16 protein-coding genes and 1 pseudogene are annotated in these 19,517 nt (G+C 73.5%); 7 read left to right on the forward strand and 10 right to left on the reverse strand.

The genetic code is table 11. The annotated features are described in order from the left end of the window. The first annotated feature begins 6 nt into the window (after positions 1-6). Together F9C41_RS07055 and F9C41_RS07060 are read left to right on the forward strand one after the other, a co-directional pair. Positions 7-1,356 carry a carbohydrate-binding domain-containing protein gene (locus tag F9C41_RS07055; protein ID WP_155385833.1) on the forward strand — a complete coding sequence of 450 codons (1,350 nt, stop codon included), beginning with the start codon at positions 7-9 and terminating at the stop codon, positions 1,354-1,356. A 137-nt stretch (positions 1,357-1,493) separates the two neighbouring features. Further along, a pseudogene (locus F9C41_RS07060) lies at positions 1,494-1,903 on the forward strand (VOC family protein). A 304-nt stretch (positions 1,904-2,207) separates the two neighbouring features. Here F9C41_RS07060 and F9C41_RS07065 read toward each other — a convergent pair. Further along, the gene (locus F9C41_RS07065; protein ID WP_155385834.1) at positions 2,208-2,705 is read right to left on the reverse strand and encodes a metallophosphoesterase family protein; all 498 of its coding nucleotides are present in this window, start codon (positions 2,703-2,705) and stop codon (positions 2,208-2,210) included. 156 nt (positions 2,706-2,861) lie between these two features. Here F9C41_RS07065 and F9C41_RS07070 point away from each other — a divergent pair, with 156 nt between their 5' ends. Together F9C41_RS07070 and F9C41_RS07075 are read left to right on the forward strand one after the other, a co-directional pair. Then, positions 2,862-3,365 carry a hypothetical protein gene (locus tag F9C41_RS07070; protein ID WP_155385835.1) on the forward strand — a complete coding sequence of 168 codons (504 nt, stop codon included), beginning with the start codon at positions 2,862-2,864 and terminating at the stop codon, positions 3,363-3,365. A gap of 191 nt (positions 3,366-3,556) precedes the next feature. Next, positions 3,557-4,849: a lactonase family protein gene (locus F9C41_RS07075; protein WP_155385836.1), complete on the forward strand. Its 1,293-nt coding sequence runs from the start codon at positions 3,557-3,559 to the stop codon at positions 4,847-4,849. Positions 4,850-4,901: 52 nt separating this feature from the next. On the opposite strand, the gene F9C41_RS07080 is transcribed toward F9C41_RS07075, so the two are convergent. Further along, positions 4,902-5,801, reverse strand: coding sequence for a LysR family transcriptional regulator (locus F9C41_RS07080; protein ID WP_155385837.1), 900 nt, complete (start codon positions 5,799-5,801; stop codon positions 4,902-4,904). 70 nt (positions 5,802-5,871) lie between these two features. On the opposite strand from F9C41_RS07080, the gene F9C41_RS07085 reads away from it, so the two are divergent. After that, the gene (locus F9C41_RS07085) at positions 5,872-6,744 is read left to right on the forward strand and encodes a 4-hydroxy-tetrahydrodipicolinate synthase family protein (RefSeq protein ID WP_155385838.1); all 873 of its coding nucleotides are present in this window, start codon (positions 5,872-5,874) and stop codon (positions 6,742-6,744) included. A 1-nt stretch (position 6,745) separates the two neighbouring features. Here F9C41_RS07085 and F9C41_RS07090 read toward each other — a convergent pair whose 3' ends face one another. Next, positions 6,746-7,765: a hypothetical protein gene (locus tag F9C41_RS07090; RefSeq protein WP_155385839.1), complete on the reverse strand. Its 1,020-nt coding sequence runs from the start codon at positions 7,763-7,765 to the stop codon at positions 6,746-6,748. Positions 7,766-7,776: 11 nt separating this feature from the next. Continuing rightward, a complete protein-coding gene (locus tag F9C41_RS07095) occupies positions 7,777-8,214 on the reverse strand; it encodes a DUF4265 domain-containing protein (RefSeq protein ID WP_196279655.1) in 438 nt (145 codons plus the stop codon). Positions 8,215-8,371: 157 nt separating this feature from the next. Here F9C41_RS07095 and F9C41_RS07100 point away from each other — a divergent pair, with 157 nt between their 5' ends. Together F9C41_RS07100 and F9C41_RS07105 are read left to right on the forward strand one after the other, a co-directional pair. Then, a complete protein-coding gene (locus F9C41_RS07100; protein ID WP_196279656.1) occupies positions 8,372-10,270 on the forward strand; it encodes a M4 family metallopeptidase in 1,899 nt (632 codons plus the stop codon). Positions 10,271-10,355: 85 nt separating this feature from the next. Continuing rightward, positions 10,356-10,787 (forward strand): hypothetical protein, encoded by a 432-nt coding sequence (locus F9C41_RS07105; RefSeq protein WP_155385842.1) that lies wholly within the window; start codon positions 10,356-10,358, stop codon positions 10,785-10,787. A gap of 7 nt (positions 10,788-10,794) precedes the next feature. Here F9C41_RS07105 and F9C41_RS07110 read toward each other — a convergent pair whose 3' ends face one another. The 6 genes from F9C41_RS07110 to F9C41_RS07135 form a co-directional block, all read right to left on the reverse strand. Continuing rightward, on the reverse strand, positions 10,795-13,932 hold the full coding sequence (locus F9C41_RS07110; RefSeq protein WP_230689383.1) for an AfsR/SARP family transcriptional regulator: 3,138 nt from the start codon (positions 13,930-13,932) through the stop codon (positions 10,795-10,797). Positions 13,933-14,111: 179 nt separating this feature from the next. Further along, a complete protein-coding gene (locus tag F9C41_RS07115) occupies positions 14,112-14,384 on the reverse strand; it encodes a hypothetical protein (protein ID WP_155385843.1) in 273 nt (90 codons plus the stop codon). A gap of 146 nt (positions 14,385-14,530) precedes the next feature. Continuing rightward, a complete protein-coding gene (locus tag F9C41_RS07120; RefSeq protein ID WP_155385844.1) occupies positions 14,531-14,947 on the reverse strand; it encodes a permease-like cell division protein FtsX in 417 nt (138 codons plus the stop codon). A gap of 191 nt (positions 14,948-15,138) precedes the next feature. After that, on the reverse strand, positions 15,139-17,457 hold the full coding sequence (locus tag F9C41_RS07125) for a HelD family protein (RefSeq protein WP_155385845.1): 2,319 nt from the start codon (positions 17,455-17,457) through the stop codon (positions 15,139-15,141). A gap of 117 nt (positions 17,458-17,574) precedes the next feature. Further along, positions 17,575-18,315, reverse strand: coding sequence for a VOC family protein (locus tag F9C41_RS07130; protein ID WP_155385846.1), 741 nt, complete (start codon positions 18,313-18,315; stop codon positions 17,575-17,577). Positions 18,316-18,447: 132 nt separating this feature from the next. Beyond that, the gene (locus F9C41_RS07135) at positions 18,448-19,473 is read right to left on the reverse strand and encodes a hypothetical protein (RefSeq protein WP_155385847.1); all 1,026 of its coding nucleotides are present in this window, start codon (positions 19,471-19,473) and stop codon (positions 18,448-18,450) included. Between the last annotated feature and the right edge of the window lie 44 nt (positions 19,474-19,517).

Genomic DNA, 19,517 nt, shown 5'->3' on the forward strand with positions numbered 1-19,517 from the left:
CCGACGATGCTTCTGAGCAGAACCAGAACCGCGAGCCTGGGGGTGGCGGCGGCGACGCTGCTGGCCGCCGCGGCTCTCACCGGCTCCGCCCAGGCCGCCGAACCGTCGCAGTTCGCCGTGGTCAACGGGGCGATCCGCACCGCGACCGGCACCCCCGTGCCGGCCTCCGGCACCCACGCCTCGCTGTGGGGCAACTCCAGCCACGCCACCACCACGATCACCGGCTCGGGCCGGGTGCAGCTCGGCGCGATCGGCGACAACTGCGAGGGCTGGCCGACCGTGCAGGTGACCGTCGACGGGACCGTCGCGGGCAGCACCACCATCGTCAGCGCCACGCAGTACGGCACCTACCCGGTCGGCCCGGCTGTCGCGGCAGGCACGCACACCGTGAAGATCCAGCTGGTCAACGACTTCAACTCGGCCTCGTGCGACCGCAACTTGCACATCGGGTACGCCCGGATGGAGTTCGCGACCACCGACACGAAGTTCACCTTCGCCGTCCTGCCCGACACCCAGCAGGAGGTGCTCAACGCCGCCGACACGCGCTTCCGCAACCGCACCGACTGGCTGGTCGACAACCGCGCCGCGCTCGACCTGCGGTTCGTGACCCACTCCGGGGACGTCGTCAACTGGGACACCCCCGACCACGCCCAGTACGTCATCGCCCGCGACGCGATGCGGCCGCTGGAGACGGCGGGCATCCCGTACAACCTGGCCATCGGCAACCACGACACCCAGGCCACCGGCGTCGGCGGCTCGGCCCGCGACCCCGCCCGCACCCGCGAGCTGGTCCGCGACACGACCGTGTTCAACCAGTACTTCACCGCCGGCCAGTACGGTGCGGTCCGCGGGCAGTACGAGGCCGGCAAGGTCGACAACTCGTACAACACCTACCAGGCCGGCGGCGTGCAGTGGCTGGTCATGGTCCTGGAGCTGTGGCCCCGGACCGGTGTCGTGAACTGGGCCAGGAGCGTCGTCGCGGCCAATCCCCGGCACAACGTCGTGATCGTCACCCACGACTACATCGACGGCAACGGCAACATCGAGCAGAGCGCCGGCTACGGCGAGACCAGCCCCCAGTACCTGTACGACAACCTGGTCAAGCAGTACGCCAACGTGAAGTTCGTGTTCTCCGGCCACACCGGCGTCGCGGGCAACCGGGTCGACACCGGCGTCAACGGGAACAAGATCTACACGTTCCTGCAGACGTTCCACTCCAACACGACCAACCCGGTGCGCCTGGTCGAGATCGACACCGCGGCGAACTCGCTGCACACCTGGATCTACGGGCCGTACAACAACCAGACCTTCACCGAGTACGACCGCACCGTCACGGGCATCGGCCTGGTCCGCTGACCTCGTCCGGCCGATCCCCGGTCCGCCCGCGCCACGGCACCGGCGTCCAGGACCCGGGATCGGCCTCCCGCGGCCTTGACCTCAAGCACGCTTGAGCAGGCAGGCTGGTCGGCACCACCGACCGCACGGGAGTCGCGATGACCATCGACCCGCGGGCGCACCTGCGCCTGGCCCGCCCCAGCCGCGACCTCGCGGCCGCCGAGCGCTTCTACGCCGACGGGCTCGGCCTGCACGTCCTCTACCGCGGGACAGCTACCGCCCCGGTGAGCACGACCTGCTGATGCTCGGCTGGCCCGACGCGCCTTGGCACCTGGAACTGGTTGCTGGGGAGAACCTCGCGGCCCCGCCCGCGCCGACCGCCGAGGACCTGCTCGTCCTCTACCTGGCCGGGCCGGTCGACGACGCGCTGGTGGCACGCCTGGTCGCCGCCGGGGGTGTCCGGGTCTCGCAGGGGCCGTACTGGGACCGGTGGGGTGTCACCGTCGCCGACCCTGACGGCTACCGGCTTGTCCTGAGCACCCGGTCCTGGTCCAACTCGGCCGACTGAGCCCGGTCCGCCGGATCACGGCCGGCCGCGAAGATCACGGCTCGCGCTGCCTGCCGCCACCTCATGACATACCCGCCAACCGTATTTGCTCTGCACCCAAAGCCTTGCTCTGCACCCACCGGCGCAACAGGCACGCGCCCCCGTTGCGTATGCGGGTGCAGAGCAAGCGAATGGGTGCAGAGCAAATGCGCTGGAGAGGTACTTCCGGGGCCGGGCCGGCGGGTGCGGCGAATCCGCGGACTCGACCGGAGACCGCTGCCGTTCCAGCGGCGGTAAACCGGTGTCGGTGAGCCGCCGCCATCGCCTAGCCGCCGATGCGATGCAGTTCGACGGCGGAGAGCCCGCCGTCTTTGATCTCCGCGGTGAGGAAAGTGGCGTATGGCTGGCGGCGACGGTCGGTCGGTGAACCGGGATTGAGCAGGCGCAGCCCGGACGGGGCGGTGGTGTCCCACGGGATGTGCGAGTGGCCGAAGAACAGCACGTCGCTGTCGGCGAACAGGGTGGCGCAGCGCCGCTCGCGGCCGGCCGCCGGGCCGGTCTCGTGGATCACGGCGACCCGTAGACCGGCCAGCTCGGCGCGGGCCGTCTCCGGCAGCCGGGCCCGCAGGGCGGGACCGTCGTTGTTGCCGTACAACGCGATCAGCCGTTTCGCCCGCTGCTCCAGCGCGTCGAGCAGCGGCACGTCGGCCCAGTCGCCGGCGTGCACCACGACGTCCGCCCTGTCGACCGCGTCCCACAGCGGCGCGGGCAGGTCCCGCGCCCGCTTCGGCACATGCGTGTCCGCCATGACCACCAGCCGCACCCATCCAGCCTAGGCTGTCGGCCGGTCCGAAGTGGCGCGAGTCATGGCAGGTGCCCACTAGGATGACCGCGCCACAGGTGGCCGGAGCGGGGGAGACGGAACATGTCGCGGGTGGAGGAGACCGGGCGTCGGCGTCGGCGTACGTGGGCTCGGATCGTGCTGGTGCTGGCGGTGGTGGTCGCGCTGGTCGTCTTCGTTAGCTGGCCGCTTCTGGTGCAGTACCAGAATCGGCAGGAAGCGCAGGCGAATCAGGCCGCCCTGCCGGAGTACGCGGCAGTGGTCAGGCCCGCGGTTCGCGCGGTAATGGCATACGACTACCGCGACTTCGACGGTGCCGTGGCGCGTGGGCAGTCCTTCCTCACCGGAGACTTCGCCGCCGAGTACCCGCGCACCATGGCTTCGCTGCGCACGACCGTGCTTGCGGAACAGACCGTGGTGACCGTGGCCGACCCCTCGGTGGGCATTCGGCAGCGGGGGCGGCAGCAGGCCGAGCTGAAGGCCTACGTCACTCAGCGGCGCACATCGAACCGCCTGGCCGGGGTGGAGATCACGCACAGCGAGGTCCAGATCACCCTCGAGCGGGTCGGGTCGGAATGGAAGGTGGCACGGTTCGTCATCACGCCGAACTCGACGACCGTCTCACCGACCGCCGTGCCATGACCGGCACCCGGTACGACGTGTGACGGGAGGTGCCGGTGGGGTGGCGGACGACCGTCAGATCCTCCGATCGCCGGTCCGTGCGACGCGGGCGGGCATAGCCTGAGCCGTGAGCGCGCAGACTGCCCGGCCTCGCCCGGACGCGGTGCGCCCGCAGTCTCCGTCCTCGGTCGCTGTCGCCGAAGGAGCCGCACATGAGTACGTCCGCCGGTGTCCAGCCGCTGCAAGGTCCGCCCGCGGCCGGCCTGTTCCAGGGACGCCGCATCGTGGTGGTCAGCGACGCCGACGCGGTGCCGTCCGCGCCGATGCAGGCGCACCTCGGCCCCCGTGAGGCGGGGCAGGAGGACACGCTCACCGTCATCGCGCTGCCCCTGGCCTTCGACGGCACCCCGCCGACGATGGGCACCATCGCCGCGTCGAACTCGGTGACGCCGCCGCCGAGCGTGCTCGCGGTCGACGAGGAGGGCTCGCACGCGTACGTCGTGGAGACCCTCGGCCAGCGCGGCCCGGACGCGCACCTGCTGACGGACCTCGACGCCGGCAGCACGGTCCGGGCGTACGACATCAGGGACGCGGCGAAGCCGCAGCTGCTGTACGCCTACCCGGCCGGGCACATGCCGCAGGCCGTGTCGCTGCACCCGCACGGTGGGCTGCTCGCCATCGCGTGCGGGGACGTCTTCGCGATCCTCGGCCCGGAACCCCACCCGTCACTGCGGCTGATCCCCGTCGGGCCGGGCGGTTTCGGCGACGCCGCAGTGCTGGTGCCGCACAGCGAGGACGGCGAGCCGATGGTGCCGTCCTACGTGGAGTGGCATCCGTCCGGCGAGCTGTTCGCGGCGTGCTTTCCCTGGCGGGACGAGGTGCGGCTGTATGCGGCGCACCGGGTGCCCGAGCTGTGGATCGAGCCGGTCGGGCCGCCGATCCGGACCGGGAGGTTCCCGTTCACCGGCCGGTTCACCCCGGACGGGCGTCATTTCCTCACCACGGACGTGCTGTGGGGCAGCAAGGCCGAGGCCGTGGAGGGCTGTCCGGGCGAGGGGCGCCTGTCGGTGCTGCGGATCGATCCGGCCACGGGCGCCGGGGAGAAGATCGGCGACGCGGGCGTGGGCCGCAATCCCGGCGGGCTGGCCGTCAGCCGCGACGGCCGCCTCGCGGTCACCTCGAACCTGCGGATGAGCCATCTCGCCTGGGGCGATCCGCGGCTGGACCGGCAGAGTTCGCTGAGCCTGCTCACCTTCGACCCGGTCAGCGGCCGGTTGGAGACCGTGGGCGAGGAGCTGTTCGACGGCCTGCGGCCCGAGGGCGTCGCGTTCGACACGGACGGCAAGTTCGTCGTGGTGACCGTGTTCGACCACCTCGACCTTGTGCACCGTCGCGGTCAGCTCCGCTTCTTCGAGGTGGTCCGGGAGGGCGGGGTGCCGCGGCTGTGCCCGACGTACTACTCGATCGAGGTCATGCGCGGCCCGCACACGGTCGTCGTCGTGTAGCGAAAGGAAGGGCACCTTCACATCGCTATGCGTTGTGGAAGGTGCCCTTCCTTCATGGCTGCTGGGCGAGGAAGGCGGTGGTGGCGGTGCGGATGGCGGCGATGCAGGCGGCGACGGCGGGGTGGTCGGCGGAGCCGCGGCGGTACGCGATCCGGGTGCGCCGCCGTGAGGTCAGCGGCACCAGCCGTACGCCCGGCGGTGGCTGGACCGCGCCGAGCTGCGGCACCAGGGCCACGCCCTGCCCGGCCGCGACCAGGGCCAGCACGGCGGTGAAGTCGTCGGCGTGGTGACGTGCCCGCAGCGGGTGGCCCGCGGCCTGGCAGACCCGTATCGCGACGGTGTGGCACAGCGTGCCGGGCGTGCCCACGATCCAGTCGGCGTCGCGGGCCGCGTGCACCGGGTCGTCGCCGACCGGGAAGCCGTCGGGCACCGCGAGGTACACCGTCTCGTCGAGCAGCGGGGTGGAGTCGACGGTCGGGTCGGGCACCACCGGGGCGAGGTCGTAGTCGTGCAGCAGCGCCACGTCGAGGCGGCGTTCGCGCAGCGCGTCGGGCATCGCGACCGGGTCCAGCTCGGTGACCGTCAGGTCGAGCGCGGGATGGTCGCGGGCGAGCGCGACCAGCGCCGCAGGCAGCAGCGTGCGCACCGCGGTCGGGAACGCGCCGATGCGCACCGTGCCGTGCAGGCCGGTGCGGGCCGCGGCCAGCGTCGCCGACGCGGCCTCCAGCGCGGCGAGCACGGTCTCGGTGTGGCGTACCAGCGCGGTGCCGGCCGGGGTGAGGGTCACGCCGCGGCCGGTGCGTTCGATCAGCGGCACGCCTGCCTCGCGTTGCAGCGTGGCCAGCTGCTGCGAGACCGCGGACGGGGAGTAGGTGTGGGCCTCGGCGACCGCCGCGATCGTGCCCAGCCGGGCCAGGTCGCGCAGCAGCCGCAGCCTGCGGACATCAAGCATCAGCTCAGCTTACGGGTTGCGTCAGGAACCGGAACTGGTCCTTCCGGAACGGTTTCGGCAGCATGAAGGCATGACTTCGTTGCATGGCCTGTACATCCCGCTGGTCACCCCGTTCGACGTCGATGGCGCGGTCGCCCTCGCCGCGCTGGAGCGGCTCGCCCACCAGATGCTCGACGAGGGCGCGACCGGCCTCGTGGCGCTCGGCACCACCGGCGAGCCCGGCTCGCTCACCGAGTCCGAGAAGCAGTCCGTGGTCGACACCGCCGCCCGGGTGTGCCGCGAGCGGTCGGCCCCGCTGATCATCGGCGCGGCCACCGCCGAGGCGCTCGCCGGGCTGGCCACGGTCCCCGAGGCCGTCGCTGCGCTGACCGTCGTGCCGCCGTTCGTGCGCCCCGGCGAGGCGGGCGTGCTCGCCCACTTCACCCGGCTCGCCGCGGCGAGCCCGGTGCCACTGGTCGTCTACGACATCCCGTACCGCACCGGGCAGTACCTGACCGCGGGCGCGCTGCGCGGGCTGGCGGCGATCCCGAACGTGGCCGGGGTGAAGTACGCCGGGGGCGGCATCAACGACGACACCGTCGCGCTGATGGCCGACCCGCCGGCAGGTTTCGCCGTGCTCGGCGGCGACGACACGTTCATCTCGCCGCTGCTGGCGCTCGGCGCGCACGGCGGCATCCTGTCCTCGGCACACCTGGCGACCGCGCAGTTCGCCGAGCTGATCCGGTTGTGGCAGGCCGGTGACGCGACCCGGGCCCGAGCGCTCGGGCACCGGCTCGCGCCGCTGTCCAAGGCCCTGTTCGCCGAGCCCAACCCGACGGTGGTCAAGGCCGCGCTGCACGCGCAGGGCCGCATCCCGACCCCGGCGGTACGCCTCCCGCTGCTCGACGCCCACCCCGACAGCACCGCCGCGGCCCTCAAGCAGCTCGCCGAGGTCGGCGGCTGAGCTACTGCTGGTCGAGCCGGAACGGGGCGCCGGGGCAGGTCGGGCACACGAAGACCCGCAGCGCGCCCCACCGGCCGACGACCACGCCCGTCGGCTCGTCGGCGTCGTAGCCGAGCGTGCCGGGGTCGGCGCCCGCCTCCTCGACCGGCCGCCAGCGCGCGGTCGCGTTGCTCTCGCCGGAGTCGATGACCAGCAGCAGCCGGGTCGGCCCGGCGCAGACCCGGCACGGCGTCGGCCGCAGATCGGTGAGCTGCCACTTGGCATACCCGCCGACCTTCCAGCCCGGCGCCATGAACATGGTCACGTAGTCGCCGGGCCAGTTCTTCGCCTGGTCCTGCAACGGCTCCGGAAGCTCCTGCGGGTACGGGTACTCGACGATCTGCTCGGGGTGCAGGCGGCACGGCGCAGGCACGTAGCCGTCGTCGCCGACCGCGGAGTCCGGAGCGGTGGCGAGCGGGCCGGTCACGTCGGCCTCGCGCCGCCAGACCAGCCGCATCGTCGGTCCCCACACGCCCTCGTCGTCCTGTGCGTGCTCGAACGGGCACCACAGCACCTGCAGCAGGTCCGCGCCGCCCGGTGTGGGCAGGTCGGGCACGTTGGCGGCCCGCAGCTGAGCGACGGCCAGCATCGGATTGGCGTGCGGCCGGGGCACGTACCGGAAGCCCATGGTCGGGCCGCCCATGCTGCCCCAGCCGGCGAACCCCGGCCCGACCAGCGTGGCCAGCTCCTCGTGGAGCACGGCCTCCTCGTCGGTGATGATGTTGTGCTGCGTGCGTCCCCGCTGTGCCGCGGCGAGCCGGTCCAGCAGCTCCTGCGGCAGCGGCACCTCCTCATTGACCATGTGCGGGTGCTCGCAGAGCGGCCAGGGTTCGTCGGCGGGCCAGCGCAGCGGACCGCCGACGTGGCTGTCCTGCGCGGTGACCGTGCCGGGGCGCGGGTGCAGGCGGGTCGCCGTACGGCCGAACGCCGCCAGCCCGGGGAGGGCGGCCAGCGCGTCCGCGGGCAGGGCGGGGGTGCGCATCGGACTCCTCGTCAGGGTGTGCCGAACTGCCATTCCAGGCCGGGGATGTGGTCGCCGGCCTCGGTCATGATCGCCTCGACGTGCTCGCGGCCCGCTGAGGTCGGGACGGTGGCGACGGCGAACTGCCGCTGCGGCGGAGCCTCGACGTAGCCGCCGACGGTGTCGAAGGCCTTGGCCAGCCATGCCATCGCGTGGTCGTCGAGCGGCGGGTCGGCGTACACCTGCACGCTGTCGTTCGGGCCGCGGCGCACCACCTGGAAGCCACTGGCCTGCAGCACCAGCACGTCCCCGGCGGCCGCGCCGGTCACCAGGCCGGGGCTGCCCAGCAGCTCCACCAGGCCGCCCGACAGCGACTTCCCGGGCAGCACCTCGGTGATGAGCTGGCCGTCGGGCTCCACGGTGGTGAGCCGGACGTGGCCGAACTGGTCGGCTTCGCTTCCCTCGGTCATGGCGAGGATCATGCCAGCCGCCCCGGCCCCGGGGTAACCCCCGATCGCTGCAGTTTCCTGCACCCGAGCCGACCTGCCGCACAACCCTTCCACAACCGCATGACAGCCGCGGCCGCGTACCCCTGTGGCCATGGCTGACAGGGAAGGGAAGGTCGTCATGAGACGGATCTCCATGGCGCTCGCGGCGGTGCTGCTGTGCGGCGGCGCCGTCGCGCTGACCGCGCCGGCGCAGGCCGCCGGATCACCCGAGGACGCGGCGATCGCCCGCGCGCAGGAGCTGATCAGGCTCAACCCCGCGGCGGTACGGGCCGCCGACGGTGACCGCTACGAGGTGCTCCGGGCCGCGGTCACCCGGACCGGCTCCGCCCACGTCCGGTTCAACCGGCTGTTCCAGGGCCTGCCGGTGGCGGGCGGGGACTTCGTGGTGCACGTGGCTCCGGACGGCGCCCTCGACGGGGTGTCCGTGTCGCTGGACGCGCCGGTCGCCGTGGCCACCGAGCCCCGGGTCACCGCGTCCCAGGCGGCGACCACGGCCCGGGACGCCCTGCGGGCGACCGAGGTCGGCACGCCGCAACTGATCGTCGACGGGGTCGGCGGCACGGGCCGGCTGGCCTGGCGGCTGCCGGTGACGGTCGCGACCGGGGAGGCGGAGGCGGTCGTCGACGCCGTCGAGCCCCGGGTGCTGCGCAGCCAGGCGCTGGAGCACACGGCCACCGGCACCGGGCACAGCGTCTACGGCGGCCAGGTGTCGCTGAGCACCACGCAGACGATCTTCGACTACAAGATGATCGACCCGCTGCGCGGCAACTCGAAGACCTGCGACATGCAGCACACCACGACCGGCCCGTGTGTGACGTTCGCCGACGCCAACAACATCTGGGGCAACGGCAACCCGGCACACAACCAGAGCGCGGCCGTGGACGTGCATTACGGTTCGGCCAACACCTGGGACTTCTACCTCAATGTGCTGGGCCGGCACGGCATCTTCGACGACGGCGTCGGCACCACCTCGCAGGTGCACCGCGGCGTCGACTGGGCCAACGCCAGCTGGAGCTCGACGCAGAAGGTGATGCGCTACGGCGACGGCAGCAACGGGCTGCGGCCGCTGGTGTCACTGGACGTCGTCGCGCACGAGATGTCGCACGGCGTGACCCAGGCCGTCGGCGGCCTGATCTATTCCGGGGAGTCCGGCGGCCTCAACGAGGGCACCAGCGACATCCTCGGCACGATGGCCGAGTTCTACGCGAACAACGCCGTGGACACGCCGGACTACCTGCTCGGCGAGGAGATCGACATCTTCGGCACCGGCGATCCGCTGCGCTACATGTACCAGCCGTCGCTGGACGGGATCTCCAAGGACTGCTGGTACAACGGCATCGCCAACCTCGACCCGCACTTCTCCTCGGGTGTGGCCAACCACTTCTTCTTCCTGGCCGCCGAGGGCAGCGGGAACACGCCGTACGGCACCAGCCCCACCTGCAACGGCTCGTCCGTCGTCGGCATCGGCCGCGACCGCGCCACCCAGATCTGGTACCACGCGCTGGCCAACTACTTCACCAGCGACGAGACGTTCGCCGAGGCGCGCGCGGACACCCTCGCAGCCACCGCGGACCTCTACGGCAAGTGCGGCAGCACCTACCGGACCGTCGCGACGGCGTGGGCGGCCGTCGGCGTCGGCACCTACAGCTACCCGTGGAAGCTGTGCATCCCCAAGTGGAACCTGGTCTGGGAGGAGTGGCCGCAGCCGCCGATCCTGGACCCGGGCCCGATCAAGTGGATCACCAAGGTCCAGGAGAAGGGCACCCTGGAGGTCGCCGAGGTCGCCGTCAACCTCACCCACCCGCGCCGCGGTGACCTGCGCCTGGAGCTGGTCTCCCCGGCCGGCCGGTCCTACCTGCTCAAGGCCCCCGACGCCAGGGACCGCGCGGCTGACCTGGCCGACGTCTACCAGGTGCGCCTGGGCGGGGTCGCCGAGGCCGGGGAGTGGACGCTGATCGTCGAGGACGTCGTCAAGGGCGAGCAGAGCCACCTGCGCGGCTGGAGCCTGCTCTACTAGGCCCGCCCGTGCCTGGCCGCCGGTCGCAGGGCCGGTGGCCAGGCACACAACCTTTCCACAACCCGGCCCGCCTACCGTGCGGGCCATGACTCGTATCGCACGCTGGCTCACCGCCTCAGCCCTGGCTCTCCTCGCGATGATCGTGCTGCTGCCGCAGCCCGCGTCCGCCGCCGGCAGCATCCCGTGCGGACCCCAGTGCGTGGCCCTCAACCGGGACGCGGTCTGCTGGGAGAAGGAGTGGTGCGCCGTGCCGATCGTGGTCAAGGGCACCGTGCCGGCGGCGGGGTCGGTGCTGAACTACCGCACCGCCGACGGGACCGCGGCCGCGCCCGGCGACTACGTCGCGGTGCCGTCCGGGGAGGTCTCCCTGACCGCAGCGGGTGCCGCGGTGCGGGTGTTCGTCGCGGGAGACGCGGCCCGGGAGCGGGAGGAGACGTTCGCCGTCGAGTTCGTCGACGGGGACGGCCGGGTGCTCGCCACGTCCACGGTCACCGTCCTCGACCCCGCCGCGCACTAGGTCCCGGTCAGGTGAACGTGTCGGCCAGCGCCTCGGCTTCGGCCGGGGCGTTGGCCTTGCGGAACAGGTCGACGGCGAGCTGCCACTGCGTACGGGCCTCGCCGGGGTCACCGCTGCGGCGTGCGAGTTCGCCGAGGTCCCGGGCGATGCAGGCGGCCTCGAAGTGGTCCGGTGCGCGGCTGCGCAGGGCCTGCGCCAGGCGCAGGTAGCCGGCGGCGGCCACCGGGTCGTCGCGCTCCAGGTGGGTGCGGCCGAGGTTGGCCAGCGCGGTCGCCTCCAGGTGCCGGTCGGCGATCTCCCGGCTGAGTTCCAGCGCCCGGCCGAACTCGTCCAGCGCCGCTCGCTGGTCGCCGCGGCGCAGGTGCACGGTGCCGATGGTGTTGCGGGTGTCGGCCTCGTGGCGGCGGTCGCCGCGGTGCTTGCGTACGGCCAGGGCCTGGCGCAGGTGGTCCAGCGCGGCGTCCAGGTCGCCCAGCGCCGCGTGGGCCTGGCCCAGCCCGCTCAGCGCCGCCGCCTCCAGCCGGGCGTTACCCAGCTCCCGGGCCGCGGGCAGGGCCCGGGCCAGGTACTCCAGGCTCAGCTCGGCGCGTCCCATCCGGACGTACGCGTCGCCGATGTTGTTGAGCCCCAGCGCCACCCCGAGCGCGCTGCCGATCGACGTGTGCAGCGCCAGCGCCTGCTGGTACGCCTCCACGGCCTCGTCGTGGCGGCGCAGCCCGGCGTTGGCCACGGCGATGTTGTTGTGCACGTGGCCCTCGCCGCGCGTGTCGCCGCACCGGCGGGTCAGCGCCAGCGCCGACTGCAGCACGTCCAGCGCCTCGTCGAAGCGCCGCGTCATGATCAGGGCCACGCCCAGCCCGCTGCGCATCAGCCCTTCCGCGCCGGGATCCCCGCAGCGCGCCGCGGCGGCCACACCCAGGCGGCACAGTTCGACCCGCTCCGCCCAGTGCCCGCGCGAGTCGAAGAACCCGGTCAGCAGGTAGGTCAGCTGCCAGGCGGCGGCGTGGCGCCCGTGCTCGGCGGCGTGCCGGACGACCGACTGCATGCCCGCCCGCTCGCCGTCGAGGAAGGCCAGCGCGGCGACCGGGTCGTCGGCGAACGGCAGCTGCGCCGGCGGGTGTGCGGGCGCGGCCCGGACCCGGTCGCGGCCCGGGTCGACGAGCCGGTTCGCGGCGTCGGCGACGGCCAGGTGCCAGTCCACGATGCGGGCGAGCGCCTCATCGCGGGCCGCGGCGGTCTCGTCGGTGGCCGCGCACTCGCGGGCGTAGAGGCGCAGCAGGTCGTGGCAGCGGTAGCGGTCCGGGGCGACCTCGCCAACCAGGTGCGCGGACACCAGCTCGGCGAGCACCCGCCGCGCCGCGGGCAGGGTCAGGTCGGCGGCCGCGGCAGCCAGGTGCCCGGTGAACGTGGCACCCGGGTGCAGGCCGAGCAGCCGGAACAGCCGCGCCGCCGGGCCTGGCAGGGCCCGGTACGCCGAGCCGAACACGGTGCGCACGCTGCGGCTGTCGCCGGGCACGGACAGCTCGTCGAGCCGGTCGTCGTCGACCAGCTCCGCGGTCAGCTCGGCCAGGGTGCGGCCCGGGCGGGCGGCGAGCTTCGCGGCGGCGATGCGCAGCGCCAGCGGCATGCCCCCGCACAGCTCGGCCAGCTCGACCGCGGCGGCGGGCTCGCGGTCCACCCTGGCCCGGCCGAGCACCTGCGCCAGCAGCGCGACCGCCGCGTGCCGGTCGAGGGCGTCCAGTGCCACCGCGTGCACCGCGTGGTGCACGGCCAGCGCGGTCGGCCGGCTGCGGCTGGTGACCAGCAGCAGGCTCGCCGCGGTCGGCGGCACCAGCGGCAGCACCTGGTCCGGTCCGGCCGCGTTGTCGAGCACCACCAGCATCCGGCGCTCGCTCAGCAGCGTGCGGTAGAGCGCGGACCGGGCGGGCAGCTCGGCGGGGATGCGCCCGGCAGGCACGCCCAGGCTGGCCAGCACCTGTGCCAGCGCCTGCGTGGGCGGCAGCGCGGTGGCCGGGTCGTGCCCGCCGAGGTCGACGTACAGCTGGCCGTCGGGGAACCGGGGCACGACGGTGTGCGCCCACCGGACGGCGAGTGCCGTCTTGCCCATGCCGCCCGGACCCGCCACGAACCCGATGCGCGGCTGCGGCCCCTCCTGCTCCAGCAGCCGGTCCAGGGCGGACAGCTCCTCGTCGCGGCCGACGAAGTGCCCCGCGGGCGCGGGCAGCTCGGCGGGCACCGGCTCGGCGTTCGGCGCGGCCGGCCTGACTAGCGCGGAGGCGGGCGCAGGGGTGTGCCCGGCGAGCTCGGAGGTCGCGGGTGGATTCGCGACGGCGGGCGTGGCCGGGTGCAGCGCCGGGTCCTCGCGCAGGATCGCGGTGTGCAGCCGTTGCAGGTCGGGCCCCGGGTCGGTGCCGAGCTCGTCGGCGAGGTGGGCGCGCACCCGCCGGTACGTGTCGAGGGCCTCCGCCGGCCGCCCGCACCGGTACAGCGCCAGCATGGACAGCCCGACCAGGCGCTCGCGGTGCGGGTGGCTGACCAGCAGCCGCTCCAGCTCGCCGACGGCGGTGCGGTGGCGGCCCAGCCGCAGCTCGGCCTCCCACAGGTCCTCCTCGGCGCACAGCCGCACCTCGTTGAGCCGCGCCGCCTCCGCGGCCGCCCAGCCGGTGGGCTCGCCGTCGGCCAGCGCGTCGCCGCGCCACAGCGCGAGCCCTTCGCGCAGCTCGCGGGCGGCGGTCTCGGGCACGCTGTCACCCAGGTGGCGGCGGGCCGAGGCCACCATGGACTCGAACAGGTGGGCGTCGACCTCGAGCGCGGGGATGTCGAGCAGGTACCCGGCGTGCCGGGTGTGCAGGGCCGCGGGCAGGCCGCAGGCGTCGAGCGCCTGGCGTACCCGGGCGATGTGGCTGTGCAGCGTCTTGACCGCGGTGCGGGGCGGGTCCCAGCCCCAGAGCGCGTCGATCAGGCGGGACTGGTGCACGACGGTGCCGGCGTGCACGGCCAGCACCGCGAGCAGGGCCCGCTGGCGCGCGCCGGTGAGCACGGCCGGGCCGTCGTGACCGGCCGCCTCGATGGGCCCGAGGATGCGCACCCCGGCGTTGCCCGCGTACGTGGGTGCGGTCGCCGGGCGGGCGCCGGTGGCGTTCATGGCCGACTCCCTTCCGACGCGACGCCGTCCGGGCAGGGCGTGACGTCACGTCGCCCCCAGGTTGGCAAAGCATCCGCCGGATGGGCTCCGGTCTGTCGCCATACCGTCGGTTGGGAAAGGACCGGAACCTTGCCGGCGGACGCCGCGCCGGTCCGCTGTCGGGCGCGGGCGGTGGCCGGTCAGGCGGTCCAACCGAGCCAGGCTCCGCCGGCACTGAGCACCGCGAACCAGGCGGCCACCGCCACGACCGGGACCAGGGGCACCAGGAAGGGCCGGGTGCGCCACAGCCGGATCGCGACCACCAGCAGCGCGGTCCAGATCATCATCAGGAGGATCAGCCCCCACAGTGGCGTGGCCAGGCCGCTGGAGAGGAAGAAGGGCAGCAGGACGAGCTGCGCGAGGATGCCGAGCGCTCCTACGACTTTGGCCGGGACAGAGGGCGAGTCCGCCATGGTGACCTCCACGATGGCCGCGGACCTGCGCCGCGCTTACCCGCAGCGTCGCAGAACGCGGCAACGCTGTATATCCGCCACCCGATATCCGCCACCCGGCGGCCGGTCCTCGAGCCGCGTCCGTATCCGCTGCAGGATCGGGACGCTCAGCCCGGTGGCGGCTCGTCGGCGTCGCGGCCGACGTGGTCGAGGCCTGCCAGGGGCTGTGCCGCCGCCACGAAACCGTCGACGTCGGCTCCCGCGGCGAGCGTCGCCGTGAAGGACTCGGGCAGGTCGGCCGCGCTGATCGAGCCGACGAGCTCGGCCGAGTCGCGGTAGGCCTCCCGGAACCTGGCCAGTGTCTGTTCGCGGGTCTCGAACGTGAACGAGGCGACTTCGGGCCGGGTCCGCAGCCAGGACTCGATCGCGGTGCGCTGCGGCGCGGTCGCGTCCATGGCGAGTTCCAGGCGGACTACCGTGGCCTGCGGTGCGGGTCGCGGCTCGGGGGCCTGGCCCGCGGGCGCGCCACAGCCCGCCACCGTGAGCAGGGCGACGACGGCGAGCGCTACCCAGCGCGATCCCATCGTCGCAGTCTACGGTCCGCGGACCGTCCACATCGACCCATCTCACTAACCCGCACCCTGCAAGCGGGACCAGGCGGTAGGAAGGGCGCCTGCACAACGCTCCGCGTTGCAGCAGGCGCCCTTCCTACCCGGCCTGGACGGGCGCGACCGCGGCTCGCCGTGCCGGGACGGCGGACCCGCGGCGACGCGCCTCAGAGGTCCATGTCGCCGTGGTGCAGCACGGTCAGCCGCTGGGTGGGGCGGGTGATCGCCACGTACAGGTCGCTGTGCCCGCGCGGGGACTCGGCCACGATGGCGCCCGGGTCGGCGATGACGACCGCGTCGAACTCCAGCCCCTTGGCCTGGCGTACGGTCAGCACCACCACCGGGTCGGTCAGCTCGGTCAGCTCCCCGACCCGCGCCTGCGGCAGCGCCGCGGTGACCACCGCACCCAGCTCGTCGATCCTGCCGGCCGGCACGAGCACACCGAGCGTGCCGTCGCCCAGCGCGGCGACCTCGCGGCGCACCTCCTCGGCCAGCCGTGCCGCCAGGTCCTCCGGACCGACCTCGGTCAGCTGCGGAGCCTGGCCGGTGTGGCGCACCGAACGCGGCGGCTCCAACGCCGGATCGATCGACTTCAGCACCTGGCCGGCCAGGTCCATGATCTCGGCGGGCGTGCGGTAGTTGACGGTGAGTTGCGACTGCCGCCAACGGTCGGCCACGTATGGATGCAGCACCGCGTCCCAGGACGAGGTGCCCGCCGGGTCGCCGGTCTGGGCGACGTCCCCGACGATGGTCATCGAGCGGCTCGGGCAGCGGCGCATCAGCAGCCGCCAGGCCATCGGCGACAGCTCCTGCGCCTCGTCCACGATGACGTGCCCGAACGCCCAGCGGCGGTCGGCGGCGGCCCGCTCCGCCGCGGTCAGCCGCCGCTCGTCCTCCTGGCGCTCGCCGAGTTCCATCGCGCCGAGCACGTCGGCCGCGGTCAGGATCTCCGGGTCGAGCTCGTCCTCCAGGTCGATGGAGCGGGAGCCGTGCAGGATCTCCAGCGCGCCCTCGGCGTAGGCCAGCCGCTGCCGCCGGCGGCGCTCGGCCAGCTCCTCGGCGTCGCGGTCGTCCTCGCCCAGCAGCTCGGCGGCCTCGTCGAGCAGCGGCGCGTCGGCCGGGGTCCACCCGGCGTCGCGGCTGCGGCGTAGCAGGGCCCGCTCGGCATCGGTGAGCATGGTCGCGGCGGTGGCGATGCGTGCCTCGCTCGCGTACAGGTCGGACAGCAGCCGCTGCGGGGTCAGCACCGGCCACAGCCAGTCCAGCACCGTCTGCACGTTCGGGTCGGCCTGCAGCTCCCGGCGCAGCTCGGCGAGGTCGGCCTCGTCGAGCAGCTGCGGGTCGCCGGGGGCGTCCCCGCCGCCGAGCGGGTCGTCGGCGTACGGGTCGGTGCCGATCCGGTCGGCGAGCTGCATCGACAGCGCGTGGATCATCTCGACGTCGAACAGCTGCCGGGCCAGGTTGTGCGGCTTGCCGCTGCGCCGCGCGACCTCCCGGGCGGCTTCGCAGGCGGCCCGGTCCAGGATCAGGGGCTCCTGGTCGAACTCGACCTCCACCGTGTCGTCGGGCACCTGCTGCCGGTCACGCACCGCCGCGGCCAGCACCTCGGCCATCACGGCGCGGCCCTTGACCTCGGCGGTCTCGTCGGGCTCGACGCTGGTGGCGGTGACGCCGGGGAACAGCCCGCCCACGGTGCGCAGCACCACGCCGGTCTCGGCCAGCGACGGCAGCACCTGGGAGATGTACTTCAGGAACGTCGTGTTCGGGCCGACCACGAGCACCGCCCGGGTCGACAGCTCCTTGCGGTACGTGTACAGCAGGTAGGCCGCGCGGTGCAGCGCGACCGCGGTCTTGCCGGTGCCGGGGCCGCCCTGCACCACCATGATCCCGCCGAGGTCGGCGCGGATGATGTGGTCCTGCTCGGCCTGGATGGTCTCGACGATGTCGCGCATGCGGCCGGTGCGGCCCGCGTCCATCGCCGCGAACAGCGCGGCCTCGCTGGTCAGCCCCTCGTGGTGGGGCGCGGCCGCGGCGGCGTCGGCCAGGTCGAGCACCTCGTCGTCGAGCGCGGTGACGGTGCGCTCGGCGGTGCGGATGTGCCGGCGACGCCGCACGCCCTGCGGCGAGGCGGCCGTGGCCAGGTAGAACGGCCGGGACGCGGGGGCACGCCAGTCCACCAGCAGCGGCTCGTACTCGGCGGCCTCGTCGAAGATGCCGATGCGCCCGATGTAGCGCGCGCCCTCCTCGATCAGGTCGAGGCGGCCGAAGCAGAGGCCGTTCTCGACCGCGCCCAGCGAGGCCCGCTGGTCGGTGTAGAGGGCGACCGTCGATTCGCGCTGCGAGCGTTCCTGCTGGGTGCCGCCCGTCTGCAGCAGCGCCTGCGACAATCTGCGCTCGGCCTGCTCGCGCAGGCCGTCGAGGCGGCGGTACAGGTCGGAGACGTATTCCTGCTCGCGGTGAATCTCGTCGGCGGCGTCGCTTGACAAACCTGGCTCCTTCGTGTCTATACTGAAGCCCGAACGGACGCTTTCAGCGTGTCGTTCTTTTTTTGTGCTCGAATCGCCAAAGATACCGCACCGGCGGGCCACGGCGCAGCCGGGTGATCACTTTCCGGGCAGGCCGCCCGTCTGCGGGTCACGCGCGGTCAGGCAGTAGACGCCCCCGGCGGGGTCGCTCATGACGACCCAGCGCGCGCCGTCGGCCACGTGGGTCGCCCCGCACTTGACGTGCCAGGCGCGCACGCCATCGACATCCGAGCAGGCCAGGTCCAGGTGCGCCGACGTCGGCCGCTCCTGCTGGAGCCGCTGGAGCAGGATGCGCACCGGCAGCTCGGCGGGCGGCGCGACGACGTGGAACTCCGGCCGCGAGCCGAACGAGGACTCCCAGCCGGTCAGCTCGGCCCAGAAGGCGACCTCGGCGTCGTATGCGGCCGGGCCGACGTCGATGCAGACCTGGTCGAGGCGGCTGAGCGCGCCGTCCGGCGTGGTGTGCGCCATCGGGCGGCGGAACTCGTCGTGCCACGGCACCGCGCAGAACAGCAGGCCTGCGGGCGAGCGCAGCACCTGGTAGCCCAGGTCGGCGACGTGGGTCGCGCCCAGCTCCACCGCGCGGGCCGCCAGCGCCGCCGGGTCGTCGACGCTCAGATCGAGGTGCGCGCCGCCGCCCTCGTGCACGGCCTGGAGCTTCACGCACGCGTCCGCCCCGATCGGCAGCAGCGTCGCGAACTCGCCGTGCTCGCCCCGGCGTGCGGTCAGGTGCGTGCCGGTCACCCGGGACCAGAACGACGCGGCCTCGGTGAACACGTCAGCGGGCCGGTCGATGAACGCGTACGTCCAGCGGATCACTTGGTCTCCTCGCCGTGTCGATCTGCCGAGCGTATAGGCGTGGCGGGCTGCGGGAGCCGCACGACGCGGCGGAGTCCGTCACCAGCACTCGCATCGATGGTAAGGCCGTGCCGGGCACCGGGATCCAGCAGGTCACCCGGCTGCGGCGGGGCTCCCCGGCGGTCCGGCCTGGACGGCGCGCAGCGCCGCGGGCAGCGCGGTCACGGCGAGCGTGAGCAGCGACATCGCGACACCGAGCAGCGTCACCACCAGGGGCGTCGAGATGTCGGTGTCCGCGCTGTTGATCGGAGGGTTGCCGGCCAGGCTGGTCAGCACGCTGCCCACGACCATGCCGCCGATGATCATCACAGCGAACGCGGCGACGGCGCAGACGGCGCTGAGCACGGTCATGCCGACCAGCCCGGCGACGCTGCGGACCCGCGGCGCCACGACCGCGACCAGCGCCGCGGCGACGGCGATGAGCAGGGCGTACGAAAAGACGAACTGGTACTCGCCGACCGCGACGAACACCCCAGCCACGACGGCGACCAGCCCGAAACCGATCGTGGCACCGCCGTGGGCCGCGGGTCGGCCGACCGTGACGGCCGCGAGCACGGCGAACAGCACCGACACCACGACCTTGAGCACGGTCATCTCGGCCCTGATCTGGGCCGGTGTGGTCTGCTCGAGCCAAGGGGTGACCACGAGCAGTGAGGTCACGGCGAGCAGCGCCAGGGTGCCGGCCACCACGTGCCGGACCGCCGGGCCGCCGGTGTCCGCACGGGACAGGCGGGCCGCGAAGAACGCGGCGGCGGCGACGTACGCGGTGGCGGCCGTTGCCAGCACCACCGCGGTGGCGGTGCCGTGCACGTCGAACCGGTCGAGCAGCACATCGGCGATGAGCCAGCCGCCTGCGGCGACGACCGCCGTGGCGACGGCGCGCGAGGCCGCGCGGCAGAGCACGACGATCCCGGCGACCGCCAGCAGGACGGCCAGGTGGCGCAGCTCGCGCGGCCAGTAGGTGTTGCTCTCCACGGTGCTCTGCACCACCGGGCCGCCGGCGTGCCGCAGGTCGGCCGGTTCCATGATCGGTTGGTACACCGCCGAGCTGACGGCCCACGTCACGGCCCCGACCAGACCGGCCGCCCCGCCGACCGCGACACGCCAGGAGATTCGCATCGTCACATCGTGAACCATCCGGGAGCGGAAGGAAACCATTCCCG

It is taken from the genome of Catellatospora paridis, from assembly GCF_009720365.1.
Taxonomy (GTDB): domain Bacteria; phylum Actinomycetota; class Actinomycetes; order Mycobacteriales; family Micromonosporaceae; genus Catellatospora; species Catellatospora paridis.

Excerpts from the sequence above, each read along its gene's own strand:
- F9C41_RS07120 (WP_155385844.1), bottom strand. The coding sequence starts at position 14,947 with ATGGGATCGCGCTGGGTAGCGCTCGCCGTCGTCGCCCTGCTCACGGTG.
- F9C41_RS07110 (WP_230689383.1), bottom strand. The coding sequence starts at position 13,932 with ATGAACGCCACCGGCGCCCGCCCGGCGACCGCACCCACGTACGCGGGC.
- F9C41_RS07075 (WP_155385836.1), top strand. The coding sequence starts at position 3,557 with ATGAGTACGTCCGCCGGTGTCCAGCCGCTGCAAGGTCCGCCCGCGGCC.
- F9C41_RS07115 (WP_155385843.1), bottom strand. The coding sequence starts at position 14,384 with ATGGCGGACTCGCCCTCTGTCCCGGCCAAAGTCGTAGGAGCGCTCGGC.
- F9C41_RS07085 (WP_155385838.1), top strand. The coding sequence starts at position 5,872 with ATGACTTCGTTGCATGGCCTGTACATCCCGCTGGTCACCCCGTTCGAC.
- F9C41_RS07095 (WP_196279655.1), bottom strand. The coding sequence starts at position 8,214 with ATGACCGAGGGAAGCGAAGCCGACCAGTTCGGCCACGTCCGGCTCACC.
- F9C41_RS07100 (WP_196279656.1), top strand. The coding sequence starts at position 8,372 with ATGAGACGGATCTCCATGGCGCTCGCGGCGGTGCTGCTGTGCGGCGGC.
- F9C41_RS07135 (WP_155385847.1), bottom strand. The coding sequence starts at position 19,473 with ATGCGAATCTCCTGGCGTGTCGCGGTCGGCGGGGCGGCCGGTCTGGTC.
- F9C41_RS07080 (WP_155385837.1), bottom strand. The coding sequence starts at position 5,801 with ATGCTTGATGTCCGCAGGCTGCGGCTGCTGCGCGACCTGGCCCGGCTG.
- F9C41_RS07090 (WP_155385839.1), bottom strand. The coding sequence starts at position 7,765 with ATGCGCACCCCCGCCCTGCCCGCGGACGCGCTGGCCGCCCTCCCCGGG.
- F9C41_RS07055 (WP_155385833.1), top strand. The coding sequence starts at position 7 with ATGCTTCTGAGCAGAACCAGAACCGCGAGCCTGGGGGTGGCGGCGGCG.
- F9C41_RS07105 (WP_155385842.1), top strand. The coding sequence starts at position 10,356 with ATGACTCGTATCGCACGCTGGCTCACCGCCTCAGCCCTGGCTCTCCTC.